The sequence below is a fragment of the Streptomyces sp. NPDC058534 genome (genome assembly GCF_042717365.1).
In the GTDB taxonomy this organism is placed as follows: Bacteria; Actinomycetota; Actinomycetes; order Streptomycetales; family Streptomycetaceae; genus Streptomyces.
Map to the genome: position 1 here is coordinate 1 of NZ_JBHXNW010000124.1, position 16,631 is coordinate 16,631.

Here is a 16,631-nt window from a genome sequence, read left to right on the forward strand (position 1 = left end):
ACGGGCGGGACGGCCGGTACGGGCGGGACGGCCGGTACGGGCGGGACGGCCGGTACGGGCGGGACGGCCGGTACGGGCGGGACGGCCGGTACGGGTGCGTGGCGGGTCGGGAGGCGGTGGTGAACCGGGCGGGGCGCGAGGCCGCCGCCCGGCGGATCATGGAGCAGTCGCCGCCGCGCGTGCCGCCGGAGCTGTACGCGGACGCCGTGCGCCGCGGCGGCCGCATGCTGCGGCGCAGGGCCGCCGCCCGTCGCGCGATGTGGCTGCTGCTGTGCGTCGCGGTCGTGGCGTTCACGGTGTGGGCGCTGACCGTGCAGCCCTGGGTGGAGCCGCCGTCGGAGACGACCCCACCCGTGACGGGCTGGGAGGGCTGGTGAGCCCCTGGGCCGGGGGCTAGCCCAGGGCCTGCTGGAGGTCCGCCAGCAGGTCGTCGACGTTCTCGATGCCGACCGACAGCCGCACCAGGTCGGCGGGCACCTCCAGGGCCGAGCCCGCCGCGGAGGCGTGCGTCATCCGCCCGGGGTGCTCGATCAGCGACTCGACGCCGCCCAGGGACTCGCCGAGCGTGAACACCTTCGCCTTGTCGCAGACCTCGACGGCCGCCTTCTCGCCGCCCTCGACGCGGAACGACACCATGCCGCCGAACGCCTTCATCTGCTTGGCGGCGATCTCGTGCCCCGGGTGCTCAGGGAGGCCCGGGTACAGGACGCTCGTCACGCGCGCGTGCCGGGAGAGCATGTCGGCGACCTTGACCGCGTTCTCGCTGTGCCGGTCCATGCGCACGGCGAGGGTCTTGGTGCCGCGCAGCACCAGCCAGGAGTCGAAGGGCCCGGCGACCGCGCCCATCGCGTTCTGGTGGAACGCCAGCTCCTCCCCCAGCTCCTGGTCGTCCACGATCAGCGCGCCGCCGACGACGTCCGAGTGGCCGCCCATGTACTTGGTCAGCGAGTGCACGACGACGTCCGCGCCGAGCGCCAGCGGCTGCTGTAGGTACGGCGTGGCGAAGGTGTTGTCGACGACGAGCCGGGCGCCGGCGTCGCGGGCGACCTGGGCCACGGCGGCGATGTCGGTGATCCCGAGCAGCGGGTTGGACGGCGTCTCCACCCACACGGCCTTGGTCTTCGGGGTGATCGCGGCCCGCACGGCGCCGGGGTCGCTCGTGTCGGCCACGGACCATTCCACGCCCCACCGGGTGGCGACCTTGGCGAAGAGCCGGAACGTGCCGCCGTACGCGTCGTTCGGGATCACCACGTGGTCGCCGGGCCGCAGCAGCGCGCGCAACAGGCAGTCCTCGGCCGCCAGTCCGGACGCGAACGCGAGACCGCGGCGGCCGCCCTCCAGGGCCGCGAGGTTCTCCTCCAGGGCCGTACGGGTCGGGTTGGCGCTGCGGCTGTACTCGTAGCCGCCGCGCAGTCCGCCGACGCCGTCCTGCTTGTAGGTCGACACCTGATAGATCGGCGGGACGACCGCGCCCGTCAGGGGATCGGCGGTGTTGCCCGCGTGAATCGCGAGCGTCTCGAAGTGCTGACTGATGTGCCTGTCGCTCATGGGCACCGAGGGTAGCGGCGCGACGGGCTTCGCGCGTTTTCCACAGGGCGGGGGACAGGTTGGCCAATTGTCGGCGGCGTCTGGTTCGCTTGAGACATGGAGATTCTCTGGGTCCTGATGGCACTGGCCATGCTGTGCGTGGTGCTGCTCCCCGTTCTGCGGCGCCGACGGGGCGCGGTCGGTCTCGTCCCGCCCGGCCACCCGGACGCCGCGGACCCCGCGCACTACGGCTTCGCCCTGGAGGAGGAGCTGGACATCCGCATGCCCGGCCCCGACCAGGACCTGCTGGAAGTCCTGGACCTGGTGCAGCGCACGCAGGACTACCGGGGAGCGCAGCAGCTCCTCGCCGGCACGGAGGCGGAGAGCGAGCGGCGCTGGCAGCGTGTGCAGGCCTTCGCGGGTGCCGCGTCGCTGGAGTTGCGGCAGCGGCCCGGCGGTGTCGGGGAGACGCCGGGCGGGCAGTGGCTGCGGGTGTGGCGGGCCGAGGCGCCGAAGGACGCGGGCGGGGCGGCGGTGCACGCCGAGTTCCTGGTGCAGCAGGCCTGGCGGACGGCGACGCCCGGCACGGACGACTTCCGGATCATCATGGAGGAGGCGAAGTCGGCCTGCTCGGAGGCGGCGCTGCTGGCTCCCGGCGATCCGATCCCGTACATCGTGGAGCTGTCGGTGGCCCGGGGCCTCGGCTATCCGCGCGAGGACTTCGAGCAGCTCTGGCTGAAGATCCTGGACCGCGCCCCGAACCACATGGGCGCGCACCTGGCGGCCCTGCACTACTGGTGCGAGAAGTGGCACGGCTCGCGCGACCTGGCGTACTCCTTCGCGGAGGCGGCGGCTGCACGCGCTCCGCGTGGTTCCCTCCTCGCGGCGATGCCGCTCTTCGCGGTCTTCGAGCACATGCCCGAGGTCAACCTGGTCAGCGGCTTCTACCAGAGCGAGGTCGTCACCAAGGCCGTCCACGGTGCCCTGCACGCGGTGCACTCCGCCCGCCCGGACGACCCGATGCAGGCGCACGTCCGCCATCTGCTGGTCTTCTTCCTGGTCCGCAGCGAGCGCTGGGCCGAGGCCATGAACCAGCTGATAGTGATCGACGGCCATGTCGGCGCGCTGCCCTGGACCCTGTCCAGTGACCCGGCGGCGGAGTTCGCGGTCTACCGCGCGCTCGCGGTGGCGGGCTACGAGGCGAACGGCGGCAGCCCGGCGACACTCCCCCAGTGACGGCCCTCCCGGCCCCCTGACGACGGGGGCCGGGCTCTCAGCCGGTCAGTCCGTCAACCGATTCAACCGGTCAACCGGTCATCCGTCGGTGCGGACGGGCAGCCGCCACCCCGGCCGCGGGAAGTGGCAGGTGTAGCCGTCGGGGTATCGCTGCAGGTAGTCCTGGTGCTCGGGCTCGGCCTCCCAGAGGGGCCCGACCGGCTCCACCTCGGTGACGACCTTGCCCGGCCACAGGCCGGAGGCGTCCACGTCCGCGATCGTGTCCTCGGCGATCCGCTTCTGCTCGTCGTCGACGTAGTAGATCGCCGAGCGGTAGCTGAGACCGATGTCGTTGCCCTGGCGGTTCTTGGTGCTCGGGTCGTGGATCTGGAAGAAGAACTCCAGGATCGCCCGGTAGTCGGTCCTCTCCGGGTCGAAGAGGATCTCGATGGCCTCCGCGTGCGTGCCGTGGTTGCGATACGTCGCGTTCGGCACGTCTCCCCCGCTGTAACCGACCCGGGTCGCCGTGACGCCGGGAAGCCGGCGGATCAGCTCCTCCATCCCCCAGAAGCATCCGCCCGCGAGCACGGCCCTCTGTGTCTGCGCAGCCATGGTGGCCCTCCAATACCAGTTCATCTCGATCACACGGGCCACCCGGCTCACACACCGGCCACCCTTGCCCTCCCGGTGCAACACCTGCGGACGCCCAGCGATTCCGGACCCACTCGCCCACCTGCCCGCCCGCATGATCACCCAGCCCGATCGGCCACGGTAAATCGCTGGCAGAGCATGACGTACGGCTCCAGGCTGTACGTCATGCAAGCACCGGAACGCGAGATACGGGCGTCCTACGGGGCGTCCACCGTCACCGTCTATCAGGCGTACTCCCCGGAGATCGGCCTTCCCGCCGCCCGGGAGGGGCGTTTTCCGGGCGCTTGGAAGCGGGACAGGATGACGTGGGTCATCAAGCCGCGTTCACAGCCTCTGCCGTGCTGCGGGCAGCCACCTGCTCAGGCGCTCCACTCCACTTCAATGCCTTCTCGTGGCAGACGTACGCAGGGCCGTGTGCCCGGGCCGGCGGCCGCCGTTCGGATCACTCGAGGAGGCCCTTCAGGTGATTGCCGGAGGCTTTACGAGCCAGGCAGCCGTCGCAGAGGTACGACGTCTCAGCAGAGGACGAGCCCGGAACGCCGTGAGGAGCTTGGTGATGTACGCAGCAGTCCGGCGGTACGAAGGGGTGACCGACCCGGCCGAGGCCGCACGTCTCGTGAACGAGGGGTTCGTGCCGCTCATGCGCCAGGTCTCCGGTTTCGTGGCCTACTACTGGATCGATGCCGGGGACGGAGTGATGGTCTCGACCAGCGTCTTCCAGGACCAGGCCGGTGCCGACGAATCGATCTCGAGTGCTGCGGACTTCGTGCGGGACAACCTTGCATCGCTGCTTCCCAACCCTCCCCAGATCATGGCCGGCGAGGTGGTGGCTTCCGCATGACAGCGTGCGGACCGGACACATGAGATGGCCTCCAAGGTCGTACCGGCCCGCAATGCTCACCTGACCGTCCTTCACAACTCTCATCCCGCCCCGTGCTCGGCCGCAGAGGACTGTGAACATGGCTTGACATGGATCAAGCCGTCGTTCCTGTGGATGATGTACCGCTGCGGGTGGGCCACGAAGGCGGGGCAGGAGACCGTGCTGGCCGTCGAGATCGGCCGCGAGGGCTTCGAGTGGGCGCTGCGCAACGCGTGCCTGTCGAGTTACGTCCCCGGGGTGCACGTCGACCGGGCCGACTGGCAGCGCCGGTTGAAGCGTTCACCCGCGTCCAGTGGGATCCCGAGCGCGACCTGCGTCTGCAAGCCCTGCCGTACCGCTCCCTGCAGCTCGGCCTCTCCGGCGAGGCCGCGCGTCGTTACGCCGACGAGTGGACGGTCGCCATTCGCGACGTGACGCCACTCGCCCACGAGGTCCACGCTCTCGTACGCGACGGCGAGCTCGACACGGCACGATGCCTGCTGCCCGAGGAGCGGCCGTATCCCGCCACGGCCGATCTGCTGGGCGGCTCCCGACCGTGACGGCTCCACCCACCGGCACGCTTGCCGAGCTGTGGCGGGGACGGAGCCGGGAGCGGCACACCGGCTGAGGCCCCGGTTCAGTCCCGGCCGCGCAACCCCCCGATCAGCAGCCCGACCAGTTGGCGGGCGTCGTAGCGTGGGTCGGATTCCGCGCCGATGCAGAGGTTGCCGACGCCGCGCATGAGAGCGATGGCGCGCACGTCGGAGTGGATCTCTCCGGCGGCGGACGCGGCGTCCAGGAGGTCGGTGCAGACGGGGACCAGGCGGTCGAGGAAGTACGTGTGCAGGGCCTCGAAACCCGCGTTGTCGGACTGGAGGACCCCGGCGAGGCCGTGCTTGGTGACCAGGAAGTCGACGAAGAGGTCGATCCAGCGCGCGAGCGCGGTGTACGGGGTCGGGGCGTTCGCCAGCAGGGCGGGGCCCGCCTCGGCGCACGCCTCCACCTGGTGCCGGTAGACGCCGATGATGAGGTCGGCCCGGGTCGGGAAGTGGCGGTAGATCGTGGCCGTTCCGACGCCGGCCTCGGCCGCGATGTCGCGAACGGGGGCCTCCACGCCCGCCCGGACGAACACCGCGGCGGCCGCGTCGAGCAGCGTCTTCTCGTTGCGCCGCGCGTCCGCCCGCTTGGGGCGGGCCGCGTGCCCCGCGGCGCCTCCACCGTCCCTCGTGATCTCTTGGCCGTCCTTCACCGTGCCATTCCCTCCGCCGACGCCGACCGGACCAGACCGGACCGGACCAGACCGGCATTGCTAAACGGGACACCGTTCCGTATTGTAAACGGGACAGGGTTCCACTTGGCTCTCCATGATGCCAGAGCCACGGACCCGCCACCAAGTCATGCCCCGATACCCAGTCATGCCCCGATCTCCCCGTCCGGAGGAATCCGTCATGCAGTACCGCACCTTGGGCCGCACCGGCGTGCAGGTCAGTTCGCTCGCGCTCGGCGCCATGAACTTCGGCAGCATCGGACGTACCACCCAGGAGGAAGCCACCGCCATCGTCGACGCCGCCCTGGAGGGCGGGATCAACCTCATCGACACCGCCGACCGGTACAGCGGCGGCGAGTCGGAGGAGATGGTCGGCAAGGCCATCGCCGGCCGCCGCGAGGACATCGTGCTGGCCACGAAGGCGTCCTTGCCGATGAGTGACGAACCGAACCACAAGGGCGCCTCGCGCCGCTGGCTGGTCACCGAGCTGGACAACAGCCTGCGCCGGCTCGGCGTCGACCACGTCGACCTCTACCAGATACACCGCTGGGACCCGGCCACCAGCGACGAGGAGACACTGTCCGCCCTCACCGACCTCCAGCGCGCGGGCAAGATCCGCTACTTCGGCTCCTCGACCTTCCCCGCGTACCGCATCGTCGAGGCGCAGTGGGCCGCCCGCGAGCACCACCTGGGCCGGTACGTCACCGAGCAGCCCAGTTACTCCGTCCTCCAGCGCGGGGTCGAGAGCCACGTGCTGCCCGTGACCGAGCGGTACGGGCTCGGGGTGCTGGTGTGGAGCCCGCTGGCCTCGGGGTGGCTGTCGGGGGCGGTCCGGGCGGGGCGGGAGATCGCCACCCACCGTTCGGCGGTCCTGCCGGAGCGGTTCGACACCTCGCTGCCCGCCAACCGGGCCCGGATCGACGCCGTCGAGAAGCTGGCCGCGGTCGCCGACGAGGCCGGACTCACCATGATCCAGCTCGCGCTCGGCTTCGTGACCGCGCACCCGGCCGTCACCGCCGCGCTCGTCGGCCCCCGGACCCTGGACCACCTGCGCGCGCAGCTCGCCGCCGCGGACACCGTGCTCTCCGACGACGTCCTCGACGCGATCGACGCCATCGTCGCCCCCGGCACGGACCTGGCCGCGCACGAGAAGTCCGATGCCACGCCCGCACTCCTCGACCCCTCGCTGCGGCGCCGCTGACCAGCGCTGTCAGCGGCGCCCGGGAGCCGTCACCGGCCGCGGCCCGCCCGTTCCGCCAGGAACTCCGCCCAGGTCAGCTTGGAGACCGTAGCCCCCGCCAACGCGAGGTTCGCGCCCGAACGGTACGCGCGCCCCGCCTTGCCGGGTATGCGCACCGGCAGCTTCGGGCGCCGACGGCGGCCGTGCAGCTCACGGTAGGAACCCGCCAGCGCGGCCAGCTCGTGGACCTCGGGGCCCGTCATGTCGGGGACCCGGCCGGACGGCTCCGCCAGGGTCAGTTCCGCCAGGCGCTCGGCGACCTCGCGGGCGGCGACGGGCTGGAGGCGCAGTCCGCCCGGGGCCGGGAGGACCGGCAGCCGGGCCACCTTCTCGATCATGGTCAGGGTCAGCTCGTGGAACTGGGCCGCCCGCAGCACCGTCCAGCCGATGCCCGAGTCGGCGATCGCCCGCTCCGACTCCAGCTTGGTGCGCAGCCAGGCCAGCGGCACGGTGTCCGCGCCCACGACCGAGATGTACACGAGGTGCCGTACGTCCGCCCGCGCGGCGGCGCGCACCAGGGTGCGGGTCGCCTCGTCGTCGCGCTTCGGGCCGCCCGCCAGGTGCAGGACGGTGTGCACGCCGCCGACCGCGGCGTCGACGCCCTCACCGGTCAGGAGGTCGCCGGTGACGTAGGTGACGCCGTCGTCCGTGGCGGGACGGGGCCGCCGGGTGAGGATCCGCACCTGGTGACCGGCCGCCCGCAGCAGCGGGACGACGTGCCAGCCGAGGGTGCCGGTGCCGCCGGTGACCAGGATGGGGGTGGTGGGATTCGAGGGGGTGGAGGGGTACGTCATCGCTGCTCCCGGGGTCTGCCTTTGGTGTCGTGGCGGTATGACCCGGGGCGGGACGGCGATGTGACAGGGCCGGGGAAGAAATCTTCCCCGGCCCTGGAAACGGGTCGGCCGGCCGGCCGAACAAGGTCCGTTCAACCGGTCAGACAGCGGTCAGATCGTCGCCGTGTCGATCACGAACCGGTACCGCACATCGCTCGCCAGCACCCGCTCGTACGCCTCGTTGACCTCGGACGCGGCGATCAGCTCGATCTCGGCGCCGATGCCGTGCTCGGCGCAGAAGTCCAGCATCTCCTGGGTCTCGGCGATGCCGCCGATCATGGATCCGGCGAGGGTCTTGCGGCCGCCGAGCAGCGCGAAGAGGTTGAGCGAGACGGGCTCCTCGGGGGCGCCCACGTTCACCAGCGCGCCGTCCGCGCGCAGCAGGCCCAGGTAGGCGGCGAAGTCGAGCGGGGCGGAGACCGTCGAGACGATCAGGTCGAAGCTGCCCGCCAGTTCCTCGAAGGTGGCCGGGTCGCTGGTGGCGTAGTAGTGGTCGGCGCCCAGCTTCAGGCCGTCGTCCTGCTTGCGCAGGGACTGCGAGAGGACGGTCACCTCGGCGCCCAGGGCGTGCGCGAGCTTGACGGCCATGTGGCCGAGGCCGCCCATCCCGACGACGGCGACCTTCTTGCCGGGGCCGGCGTTCCAGTGCCGGAGCGGGGAGTAGGTGGTGATGCCCGCGCACAGCAGGGGCGCGGCCTCGTCCAGGGAGATGCCCTCGGGGATGCCGAGGACGAAGTTCTCGTCGACGACGACCTTCTCCGAGTAGCCGCCGTGGGTGACCTCGCCGTCCTTGCCGACGGCGTTGTACGTCATCACGTTGCCGTTGGTGCAGTACTGCTCCAGGCCGGCCTTGCAGTTGTCGCACTCGCGGCAGGAGTCGACCATGCAGCCGACGCCCACCCGGTCGCCGACGGCGAACTTGGTGACGCCGGGGCCGACCTCGGAGACGACGCCCGCGATCTCGTGGCCCGGGACCATCGGGAAGATGGCCTCGCCCCAGCCCTCGCGGACCTGGTGGATGTCGGTGTGGCAGATGCCGGCGAACTTGATGTCGATCAGGATGTCGTGTTCCCGCACCTCGCGCCGCTCGATGGTGGTGCGCTTGAGCGGAGCCTTGGCGGCGGGTGCTGCGTACGCGGCGACAGTGGTCATGCCGGGTTCTCCGGGATTCTCTTGGCGTTGACTGGGTGATGCCTCCACCCTGCCTGCGGCGCGCGGAGTCACCCAGACCACGGTTTTGCGTACGTCCGGCGTGCGTACCACTGACGGGGACAGGCTCGTGGGCGTACGACCGGGAATACGTCGGGCAATACTGGAGACCATGGATGGACAGCTTGACCGGCGAGCCGAACTGAGCGAGTTCCTGCGCACCCGGCGGGCCCGGCTGAAGCCGGAGGACGTGGGTCTTGAGTCGTTCGGGCGGCACCGCCGGGTGCCCGGTCTGCGGCGGGAGGAGCTGGCGCAGCTGGCCGGGGTGTCGGTGGCGTACTACACCCGTCTTGAGCAGGGCAACGGTCAGAACGTGTCGGCGGAGGTCCTGGACGCGATCGCCCGGGCGCTGCGGCTGACCGACGCGGAGCAGGCCCACCTGACGCATCTGGCGAAGCCGAAGCAGCAGCGCAGGCGGACGTCGGGGGCGCGGGAGCGGCAGCAGCCGGTGCGGGTGGCGCTGCTCCAGCTCCTCGAGTCGATCGAGGCGGTGCCGGCGTACGTGTCGGGCCGCCGCTCGGAGATCCTCGCCTGGAACCGGATGGCCGCGGCCCTCTTCGGCGACTGGGGCAAGCTGCCGGCCCAGGAGCGGAACTGGGCGCGGCTGGTCTTCCTGAACCCGGAGTACCGCGAGCTGTTCGGGGACTGGGACCAGAAGGCGTACGACATGGTCAGCTTCCTGCGCATGGACGCGGGCCGGCACCCGGACGACCCGCGGCTGTCCGCGCTGGTCGGCGAGTTGTCCGTGAAGAGCGAGGAGTTCCGGCGGCTGTGGGCCACGCACGACGTCAAGGAGAAGAGCTATGGCGTCAAGCGGATGCGGCACCCGCTGGTCGGTGAGCTGACCCTGTCCTTCGAGACCTTCCGCCTGGTCGACGACGACGAGCAGGCTTTCGTCACGTACCACGCCGAGCCGGGCTCACCGTCGGCGGACGCGCTGCGGCTGCTGGCGAGCTGGGGGACGGACGCGGCGGCTTCGTTGCCGACGTGACGAGCCGGGTATCCGGCGTACAGGTCAGCGGCCCTTGTGCGACACTGCGCCGACCGTCGGTCATGATCGATCCGGCGTTCGAAAAGGGGTTGGGGAACTATGCACAGACTTGGCCTGACTACGGCGATCGTCGCCATCCTGCGTACTGCCGACAGCCGGTTGCAGCGGGAGCGAGGGCACTCCTGGGGCCACCGCGGCGAAGTCGGCGAAGACAGAGGCGTCGGCGTCCGCGTCCCCGGCCGGCCGCCGGGGCAATGCCTCCGAGAAGTCGCTGAAGCAGGTCGAGAACGACGTCCGGTTCGCTACGGCGCCGGAGGGCGAACTGCACATGCAGAAAAAGTGCAAGGGCTTCTGCATCGTGCATGCGGCCGTGCCGACCTTGACGGTTCCCGACCGCACGGCCTTCGAGGCGATCGTCAACCGCCTGCAGGCGCGTGGCTAGACGCCCATGGACTCCACGCTTTCTGACGACGGTCCCTCCGGCAGCATGAACTACACCAGGGTCGAGTCAGGCCATTGGGAGATCTCGCTGGGCTCGGCTCCCATGCCTCCGGAGGCCGCTGAGGCATACGCCCCGAATCAGGGAATGGTGACCACCAGTATCTCCTGGTCCTGCAACCCGGACTGAGGTCGTCAGCCGATTCGGTGAGTGCCCCGGCTCAGCGCGGTGATGAAGGGCGCCCAGGCGCGGGCGGTGAGGAGGAGGACGGGACCGTCGCCGTCGCCGTCGCGGGAGACCTTGGAGTCACGAACGGGGACGAGCCCGGGGATGCCGTCGGCGACTTCGACGCAGTCGCCGCCGCTGCCGTTGCTGTAGGTCGACTTGCGCCAGAGGGCGGCACCGGGGAAGTCGCTCGCCACCTCGACGCAGTCTCCGCCGTCACCGTTGCTGTAGCTGCTCTTCGCCCAGAGCGCGTCACTCAAGTCGATCCGGTTGCTTGCCATTTCGGTAATCCCCTGCCGCTGCCTCGATCCGGGCCAGGGACGCCTCCGGTGACAGTGCGACGGCCCTGAGTCGATCGTATGCCTTGCGGTACTGCTTCACGAGGGCCGGATCGTCGATGGTGTCCCCGCTGTACGACGCCTCGGTGTAGAGGAGCGGCGGCGCGTCCGGAAAGGTCATGACCTTGATGGAGGCGGCCACCAGGGGATACGCCCCGCACTTCCGCGGCACGAGTTGCGGAGTGATCCGGCGCCGCCCGGCCAGCCCCACGATCCGGTCGAGCTGCGCGGCCATCTCCCCCGGCGGCACGATCGGATCGAGCAGCAGCGACTCGTGCAGGATCGCCCAGTACTCCGGGGTCGTGTGGTCGTCCTCGAAGAGGCGGGCACGGGCCAGCCGGGCCTGCACCTTCTCCTCCACCCACTCGTCGACGGCATGCGGGTGGGCGGCGCGCACGAGAGCCCGCGCGTACGGGGCGGTCTGGAGCAGCCCGGGGAACGTGCTGGGGCACCACTCCTCGATGGACTCGGCGTGCCGCTCCGCCTCCAGGACCTTCTCGAAGTACGCGGCGTGCGGCCCCCGCCGCGCCTTCCGCACATCCTCACACCGCCGCTCGAAGAACCCGTCCGTCCCCAGCACCTGATCCGCGTGTCGGGCCAGGTCCAACGGCATGCGCCGCTCACCCCGTTCGATGTCGCTCAGATGCGACTTGCCGTAGAAGCTGCCCTCGACCAGCGCCTCCAGCGACAGCCCGGCCCGCTCCCGTTGCCACCTCAACTCCTTGCCGTAAAAGGTCGGGACGCTGGTCGAACCGTCGATGTCCTTGCGCTGTGCCATGGCACAACCCCTTCCGCACTGCGGGCTGCCGACGCGAGATCCCTTTCACGGTAGGGCGCCGCACGCCACTGTGTGAGGCATTCGTCACAGAGCGCACACGGAAAGGTGCCCGTTCATGCCCCCTCGCCAGGACGACGACTTGACCCGCTGCGTGGAGGAACTCCGCGCCGCCCTCACCCTGCACGACATCACACTGCCCTCTCTCCACGTTGACCTGCTGACGTTCGCCGGGGCGTACGCACCGGCCGCCGGCCTCGTCTCGCTCGGGAACTGCAACACCGCCACCGCACGCGCCCTGACCGCCGTACTCCGCGAGGCGGCCGCACTGTGACGACCGTCGAGATCAGCATGCTCGCCACGCCGAAGGCCGTACCCGAACTGCGGCACCTCCTGCGCCACCACGGCTACGACGTCCGTCTCTGCGCGAGCGAACTGCTGACGAACGTCATCGACCACCTCGGCGAGGGCACACCCGTGACCGTCCGTGTGGCCCACACCGGCTCGGGCCACACGCGCGTGGAGGTCACCGACCCCGATCCACGTGCCCTGCCCGCACTCGTCCGGTCGGCCGCTGCCACCGACGAGTCCGGTCGGGGTCTCGCCCTCCTCGACGCCCTGGCACTGCGGTGGGGCGTGGAACAACACGCGGAACGCAAGACGGTCTGGTGCGAGCTCGAAGGTGAGCCACCGCGCGGCACCGTTCAGGAACCCGCTGCCCCGGCTCGAAGTTCGCGGTAAGCATCCGTGATGTCCGCCAGGCGCAGCGTGGTGATGTCGTCCCTGGAGGGCGTTCCGATGCCACCATGGGCCTCGAACACGCGCAGGTCGCGCAACGCGGCGGCCTTCCGGCACAGCTCGCGGGCGAAGCGGCCGTTGCCCAGTCGGTCGATCATCCCGTCGTCGACGACGCTGCCGCAGACGGCGTCCAGCGCCCGCATCGCCTCCTCGTCCAGAACATCGCCCTGAGACGCCACGATGCGCTGGGCGATGAGAGCCAACTCGGCCGCGGAGTACGAGGGGAAGTCGACCCTGCCGGTGAACCGGGAGCCGAGACCGGGGTTGGTGGCCAGCAGCTCGGCCATTTCGTCCGGGTACCCGGCCAGGACCACCACGAGCCTGTCTCGATCGTCTTCCGCTCGTTTGAGCAGGACCTGCAGTGCCTCTTGGCCGAAGGCGTCGCCTCCGCTGTACCCGCTGTTGCAGAGGGCGTAGGCCTCGTCGACGAACAGCACCCCGTCCAGGGCCGAGTCGATCACCTTGGAGGTCTTGAGAGCGGTTTCCCCGAGGTGCTGTCCCACCAGGTCCACCCGCTGTGCTTCGACGACCTGGCCCTGCGCCAGCAGTCCCAGCCCGGCGAAGACCTTGCCGACGATGCGGGCGACGGTCGTCTTGCCCGTGCCGGGTGGTCCCGCGAACACCAAGTGCTGGGGTGCCGCCGTGGCCGGGAGCCCTTGCTCCCGCCGCAGGGTGGCCATGCGCAACTGGGCTGTCAGGGCCCGGACCTGACGCTTGACCGGATCGAGGCCCACCATGCTGTCCAGCAGCGACAGCGCCTCGGCCAGGGCTTCCTCCCTCGTCGCCTGCCCATCCGGCCCGTCGGCAGGCGCAGCAGATACAGCAGGCACGGCGGACTCGGCAGGCACGGAATCGGCCGGCGGCGTCGACGGCCCGGTCACTGCCGTGACCGGCTCGGCCACCGGCGAGGCTGACCGGGCCCGGTCGGCGACATCGGCCAGGCCCGGGAAGCATCGGTACGCGTACTGGAAGTGGCGCAGCGCCTCTTCGCCCCGATCGAGCCCCTCCTTTGCAAGGCCCCGGACATAGGCCACCTCACCGTCGAACCGGCTCTCCGCGTCGAACTTCAGAGGCAGGGGTGCCAGCACGTTCAGAGCCTCATGATGGACGCCCTGCTCCACGAGTGCCCGCGCCACGTAGAGCTGTGCTTCTTCGCGGAGGAACCCGTCGGTGATGGACCGCGAGAAGGTGAGGACAAGCGGCCAGTCTCTCTTGAGGAAGGCGTACCTGGTGCAGATGAACCGGGTCTCGTCGCAGTCGAGAACGGCGGTTTCAAGTGACCGCCATGCCTCGTCGAGCCGCCTGTCGTCCAGCAGTCCGGCCATCACCGCAAGCCAGAGATCACGCTGTGTCTCCAGCCGGAAGGTGACGTAGCAGCCCAGCTGGAAACGGGACTTGAGAGCGGTGCCCAGCTTTCCGCGCAGGGATCCGAACGTCGCCGCGCTGCGAGCCATCATGTCGACGGCCTCGGACTGACGGAAGCCCGTCGCGTGCAGTCCCAACCACGCGTCAGCGGCGGACGGGTCGTGTTGCACCGCGGCCTCGAACAGCCGCGCGGCATGGTCCGCACGGCCGTGCTGAAGCCATCTCACCGCCTCGGCCCAGGACTTCTCGCACTTCTTGGCAGACAGCCAGGACGCGGAACTATGCGGCACGTCTCTCCCCTCGGCAACGTTCGCACGACTGAACCGGCGGTGCGGATCCATCATTTCACGCACCGCCTGTTCGGCCTTGGCCGATGAACGCGCGGCCTCTCCGACTGGTTGTCGGAGGGGCTGCGGGCTACTCCGAGGCGTTCTCCCGCACGGTGATCCGGCCCTTGCGGATCGTCGCCACCCGCGGGGCCTTCTTCGCGATCGCCGAGTCGTGGGTGACCATCACGAAGGTCAGACCCAGCTCCTTCCACATACGGTCGAGTACGTCCATGATCTCGTCGCGCATCGACTCGTCGAGGTTTCCGGTGGGTTCGTCGGCGAGCAGCACCTTCGGCTGCTTCACCAGCGCGCGGGCGATGGCGACCCGCTGCTGCTGGCCGCCCGACATCTCGCCGGGGAGGTGGGCGAGCCGCTCGCCGAGGCCGACGGACGTCAGCGCCTCGGCGGCCTGCTCGCGCCGCTCCCTGGCCTTGACGCCGAGCGGGACCAGCGCGGTCTCGACGTTCTCCTGCGCGGTGAGGGTCGGGATCAGGTTGAAGGACTGGAAGACGAAGCCGATGCTCTCGCTGCGCACCCGGGTCAGCCGGGCCTCGGGCAGCGCGGCCAGGTCGGTGCCGTCGAGGACGACCCGGCCGGAGCTGGGCCGGTCGAGGGCGCCCAGCATCTGGAGCAGGGTGGACTTGCCGCCGCCGGTGGGGCCCTGGATGACCAGGCGGTCGCCGTCGGCGATGGTCAGGTCGACGCCGTCGAGGGCCGTTACGGCATCTTTGCCGCGGGTGTAGCGCTTGGTGACGCCGGTGAGTTCGTACATGGTGTGGCTCCTGGGGAACGTAAGGGGGCGGGGCGGCGGTTACTCGACGCGGCGCAGCGCGTCCGCGGGACGCAGCCGGGAGGCGCGCCAGCCGCCGAAGCTGCCGGCGACCAATCCGCCGGCCACGGCGAGGGCGACCGCGAGGGCGATGGTGGTGACGCTGACGGGGGCGGTGAGCGCGATGTCCAGGGTCTTCGCGGCGGTCTGCCGTGCTGGACCGCCCATGCCGCCTCCGCTCATGCCACCGCCACCGAAGCCGCCGGGACCGCCCGCGCCCCCGGCCCCGCCGCTGCCCGTGCCGCCGCCGAGCTGCGCCTGGAGTGTCGGGCTGACGGCCGTCACGGCGTACGCGCCCGCCAGGCCGAGCCCGATGCCGAGGACGCCGCCGACCAGGCCGTTGACGACGGCCTCGCCGACCACCTGCCGGGTGACCCGGCCCGAGCGCCACCCCAGTGCCTTGAGCGTGCCGAACTCGCGTACCCGGCGCGAGACCGCCGAGGAGGTGAGCAGGCCGGCGACCAGGAAGGCGGCGACCAGCACCACGATCGACAGCCACTTGCCGACGCCGGCGGCGAGGGAGGAGGCGGTGGACAGGGAACCGGAGACCGTGTCGGCGAGGTCGGCGGAGGTGGTGACCGTGGTGTCCGGGATGTTCTTCTGGATGGCGGACTTGACGCCGTCGATCTTCTGCGAGTCGGTGGCCTGGACGTAGATCGTGGTGACCTTGTCCTTGGCGTCACCCAGGGTCTGCGCCTGCTGGAGCGGCACGTAGAGGTTGGCCGCCGCGTCGCCGCTGTCGGCCGTGGCGATGCCGACGACCTCGAACTTCGTGCCCTTGACGGTGACCGTGCTGCCGGTCTTGAGCTTCTTCTCCTTTGCGTACGCCGAGTCGGCGACGGCGACCTCGGCGTTGGTCTCCGACTCCTTGAAGGTGCGGCCGCTGGTGATGGTGGAGGAGGTCAGCGGGCCGAGGGCGGGCTCGGTGACGTCGGTGCCGTAGACGGAGTAGCTGTTGACGTCGAACTCGGCGCCGCCGCCCTGGACGCGGCCCTGCGGGGACTGCCCGCCGCCGGGGCCGCCGCCCTGCCCCTGGCCCTCGCTCTGGCCTTGGCCGCCGGAGCCGCCCTCCTGCTGGAACTGGCCGCGGGTGAACTCGCCGCTGACCTTGACGACCTGGAGGCTCAGTCCGCCCACCGCGTCGGCGACACCGCTCTGGCCGGCGACCTTGCCGACGGTCGAGTCCGCCAGCGTCTGGAAGCCCTGCACCATGACGCGGTCGGTGCTCTGCTCCTCCTCGGAGCCGTCCTCCTGGGCGTCGAAGCGGAAGCGGGGGCGTTCGGCGGTGGTGCCGGAGGAGGGTTCCGCGGCCTTGGTGACCGTCATGTCCGTGCCCAGTCCGTACAGGGACTGCAGGACCTTGTCCTGGGCCCGGCCCATGCCGGAGGAGACGGAGTCGACGACGATGACCAGCGCGATGCCCAGCGCCAGGCCGGAGGCGACGACGAGGGCCGCCTTTCTGCGGCGGCGCAGCTCGCGCCTCAGGTAGGTGAAGAACATGGCCGAAAGGTAGGGACGGTCCGTGATGAAGGGATAAGGCCCGCGTAAGAGGAGGATGAGAAGCCGGGGAAACGCCGGACGCCCGCCACCCCCGGTGAGGGGGCGACGGGCGCCTGGGTGAAGTCGTGGCGGGGGGGGGGGCGCGCGGGGGGGGCGCCCCCGCGCCCCCCCCCCCCGGGCCCGCCCCCCCCCCCCACCCCCCCCCAAGAAAAAAAAAAACAAGACACACCCAAAAAAAACA

17 protein-coding genes and 2 pseudogenes are annotated in these 16,631 nt (G+C 70.7%); 9 read left to right on the plus strand and 10 right to left on the minus strand.

What is annotated here, in order from left to right; genetic code table 11:
• The first annotated feature begins 119 nt into the window (after window positions 1-119).
• On the plus strand, window positions 120-377 hold the full coding sequence (locus tag ACFWR9_RS40690) for a hypothetical protein (RefSeq protein ID WP_383852175.1): 258 nt from the start codon (window positions 120-122) through the stop codon (window positions 375-377).
• 16 nt (window positions 378-393) lie between these two features.
• On the opposite strand, the gene ACFWR9_RS40695 is transcribed toward ACFWR9_RS40690, so the two are convergent.
• Window positions 394-1,548: a cystathionine gamma-synthase gene (locus ACFWR9_RS40695; RefSeq protein ID WP_383852135.1), complete on the minus strand. Its 1,155-nt coding sequence runs from the start codon at window positions 1,546-1,548 to the stop codon at window positions 394-396.
• 96 nt (window positions 1,549-1,644) lie between these two features.
• On the opposite strand from ACFWR9_RS40695, the gene ACFWR9_RS40700 reads away from it, so the two are divergent.
• Window positions 1,645-2,763 (plus strand): hypothetical protein, encoded by a 1,119-nt coding sequence (locus tag ACFWR9_RS40700; protein ID WP_383852138.1) that lies wholly within the window; start codon window positions 1,645-1,647, stop codon window positions 2,761-2,763.
• Window positions 2,764-2,841: 78 nt separating this feature from the next.
• Here ACFWR9_RS40700 and msrA read toward each other — a convergent pair whose 3' ends face one another.
• Window positions 2,842-3,354 (minus strand): peptide-methionine (S)-S-oxide reductase MsrA, encoded by a 513-nt coding sequence (gene msrA, locus ACFWR9_RS40705; protein ID WP_383852141.1) that lies wholly within the window; start codon window positions 3,352-3,354, stop codon window positions 2,842-2,844.
• 204 nt (window positions 3,355-3,558) lie between these two features.
• Here msrA and ACFWR9_RS40710 point away from each other — a divergent pair.
• The 3 genes and pseudogenes from ACFWR9_RS40710 to ACFWR9_RS40720 all read left to right on the plus strand — a co-directional run.
• Window positions 3,559-3,702, plus strand: a pseudogene (locus ACFWR9_RS40710) (DUF4291 family protein); the annotation flags it as partial.
• Between the two features lie 247 nt (window positions 3,703-3,949).
• Window positions 3,950-4,234, plus strand: a complete 285-nt coding sequence (locus ACFWR9_RS40715; RefSeq protein WP_383852143.1) for a hypothetical protein — start codon at window positions 3,950-3,952, stop codon at window positions 4,232-4,234.
• A 123-nt stretch (window positions 4,235-4,357) separates the two neighbouring features.
• A pseudogene (locus ACFWR9_RS40720) lies at window positions 4,358-4,812 on the plus strand (DUF4291 domain-containing protein); the annotation flags it as partial.
• 77 nt (window positions 4,813-4,889) lie between these two features.
• Here the strand turns inward: ACFWR9_RS40720 and ACFWR9_RS40725 are convergent.
• Window positions 4,890-5,501, minus strand: a complete 612-nt coding sequence (locus ACFWR9_RS40725; RefSeq protein ID WP_383852145.1) for a TetR/AcrR family transcriptional regulator — start codon at window positions 5,499-5,501, stop codon at window positions 4,890-4,892.
• A gap of 199 nt (window positions 5,502-5,700) precedes the next feature.
• Here ACFWR9_RS40725 and ACFWR9_RS40730 point away from each other — a divergent pair, with 199 nt between their 5' ends.
• A complete protein-coding gene (locus tag ACFWR9_RS40730) occupies window positions 5,701-6,720 on the plus strand; it encodes an aldo/keto reductase (RefSeq protein ID WP_383852147.1) in 1,020 nt (339 codons plus the stop codon).
• Between the two features lie 29 nt (window positions 6,721-6,749).
• Here the strand turns inward: ACFWR9_RS40730 and ACFWR9_RS40735 are convergent, their stop codons facing one another.
• Both ACFWR9_RS40735 and ACFWR9_RS40740 read right to left on the minus strand, forming a co-directional pair.
• Window positions 6,750-7,553 (minus strand): SDR family oxidoreductase, encoded by an 804-nt coding sequence (locus tag ACFWR9_RS40735; RefSeq protein WP_383852150.1) that lies wholly within the window; start codon window positions 7,551-7,553, stop codon window positions 6,750-6,752.
• 150 nt (window positions 7,554-7,703) lie between these two features.
• Window positions 7,704-8,744 carry an NAD(P)-dependent alcohol dehydrogenase gene (locus tag ACFWR9_RS40740; RefSeq protein ID WP_383852153.1) on the minus strand — a complete coding sequence of 347 codons (1,041 nt, stop codon included), beginning with the start codon at window positions 8,742-8,744 and terminating at the stop codon, window positions 7,704-7,706.
• A 169-nt stretch (window positions 8,745-8,913) separates the two neighbouring features.
• Here ACFWR9_RS40740 and ACFWR9_RS40745 point away from each other — a divergent pair, with 169 nt between their 5' ends.
• Window positions 8,914-9,792: a helix-turn-helix domain-containing protein gene (locus ACFWR9_RS40745; protein ID WP_383852154.1), complete on the plus strand. Its 879-nt coding sequence runs from the start codon at window positions 8,914-8,916 to the stop codon at window positions 9,790-9,792.
• 633 nt (window positions 9,793-10,425) lie between these two features.
• Here ACFWR9_RS40745 and ACFWR9_RS40750 read toward each other — a convergent pair.
• The gene (locus ACFWR9_RS40750; RefSeq protein ID WP_383852157.1) at window positions 10,426-10,737 is read right to left on the minus strand and encodes a DUF397 domain-containing protein; all 312 of its coding nucleotides are present in this window, start codon (window positions 10,735-10,737) and stop codon (window positions 10,426-10,428) included.
• Window positions 10,709-11,572: a helix-turn-helix domain-containing protein gene (locus tag ACFWR9_RS40755; RefSeq protein ID WP_383852160.1), complete on the minus strand. Its 864-nt coding sequence runs from the start codon at window positions 11,570-11,572 to the stop codon at window positions 10,709-10,711. The genes ACFWR9_RS40750 and ACFWR9_RS40755 overlap by 29 nt, the downstream gene beginning before the upstream one ends.
• Before the next feature lie 115 nt (window positions 11,573-11,687).
• On the opposite strand from ACFWR9_RS40755, the gene ACFWR9_RS40760 reads away from it, so the two are divergent.
• Window positions 11,688-11,903: a hypothetical protein gene (locus ACFWR9_RS40760; RefSeq protein WP_383852163.1), complete on the plus strand. Its 216-nt coding sequence runs from the start codon at window positions 11,688-11,690 to the stop codon at window positions 11,901-11,903.
• A gap of 17 nt (window positions 11,904-11,920) precedes the next feature.
• Entirely contained in the window at window positions 11,921-12,310 is a 390-nt protein-coding gene (locus ACFWR9_RS40765; protein WP_383852178.1) for an ATP-binding protein, read from the plus strand.
• Here ACFWR9_RS40765 and ACFWR9_RS40770 read toward each other — a convergent pair.
• The 3 genes from ACFWR9_RS40770 to ACFWR9_RS40780 form a co-directional block, all read right to left on the minus strand.
• Window positions 12,274-14,022: an AAA family ATPase gene (locus ACFWR9_RS40770; protein ID WP_383852166.1), complete on the minus strand. Its 1,749-nt coding sequence runs from the start codon at window positions 14,020-14,022 to the stop codon at window positions 12,274-12,276. The two genes, ACFWR9_RS40765 and ACFWR9_RS40770, sit on opposite strands and share 37 nt — an antisense overlap.
• A gap of 127 nt (window positions 14,023-14,149) precedes the next feature.
• Complete coding sequence (locus ACFWR9_RS40775) at window positions 14,150-14,833, minus strand: ABC transporter ATP-binding protein (RefSeq protein ID WP_383852169.1); 684 nt, start codon at window positions 14,831-14,833, stop codon at window positions 14,150-14,152.
• Between the two features lie 39 nt (window positions 14,834-14,872).
• Window positions 14,873-16,390, minus strand: a complete 1,518-nt coding sequence (locus ACFWR9_RS40780) for an ABC transporter permease (RefSeq protein WP_383852172.1) — start codon at window positions 16,388-16,390, stop codon at window positions 14,873-14,875.
• Window positions 16,391-16,631 lie beyond the last annotated feature (241 nt).

Coding starts and splice junctions, on each gene's coding strand:
- msrA (WP_383852141.1), bottom strand. CDS start 3,354: ATGGCTGCGCAGACACAGAGGGCCGTGCTCGCGGGCGGATGCTTCTGG.
- ACFWR9_RS40780 (WP_383852172.1), bottom strand. CDS start 16,390: ATGTTCTTCACCTACCTGAGGCGCGAGCTGCGCCGCCGCAGAAAGGCG.
- ACFWR9_RS40775 (WP_383852169.1), bottom strand. CDS start 14,833: ATGTACGAACTCACCGGCGTCACCAAGCGCTACACCCGCGGCAAAGAT.
- ACFWR9_RS40695 (WP_383852135.1), bottom strand. CDS start 1,548: ATGAGCGACAGGCACATCAGTCAGCACTTCGAGACGCTCGCGATTCAC.
- ACFWR9_RS40760 (WP_383852163.1), top strand. CDS start 11,688: ATGCCCCCTCGCCAGGACGACGACTTGACCCGCTGCGTGGAGGAACTC.
- ACFWR9_RS40730 (WP_383852147.1), top strand. CDS start 5,701: ATGCAGTACCGCACCTTGGGCCGCACCGGCGTGCAGGTCAGTTCGCTC.
- ACFWR9_RS40765 (WP_383852178.1), top strand. CDS start 11,921: ATGCTCGCCACGCCGAAGGCCGTACCCGAACTGCGGCACCTCCTGCGC.
- ACFWR9_RS40715 (WP_383852143.1), top strand. CDS start 3,950: ATGTACGCAGCAGTCCGGCGGTACGAAGGGGTGACCGACCCGGCCGAG.
- ACFWR9_RS40755 (WP_383852160.1), bottom strand. CDS start 11,572: ATGGCACAGCGCAAGGACATCGACGGTTCGACCAGCGTCCCGACCTTT.
- ACFWR9_RS40750 (WP_383852157.1), bottom strand. CDS start 10,737: ATGGCAAGCAACCGGATCGACTTGAGTGACGCGCTCTGGGCGAAGAGC.
- ACFWR9_RS40745 (WP_383852154.1), top strand. CDS start 8,914: ATGGATGGACAGCTTGACCGGCGAGCCGAACTGAGCGAGTTCCTGCGC.
- ACFWR9_RS40700 (WP_383852138.1), top strand. CDS start 1,645: ATGGAGATTCTCTGGGTCCTGATGGCACTGGCCATGCTGTGCGTGGTG.
- ACFWR9_RS40740 (WP_383852153.1), bottom strand. CDS start 8,744: ATGACCACTGTCGCCGCGTACGCAGCACCCGCCGCCAAGGCTCCGCTC.
- ACFWR9_RS40735 (WP_383852150.1), bottom strand. CDS start 7,553: ATGACGTACCCCTCCACCCCCTCGAATCCCACCACCCCCATCCTGGTC.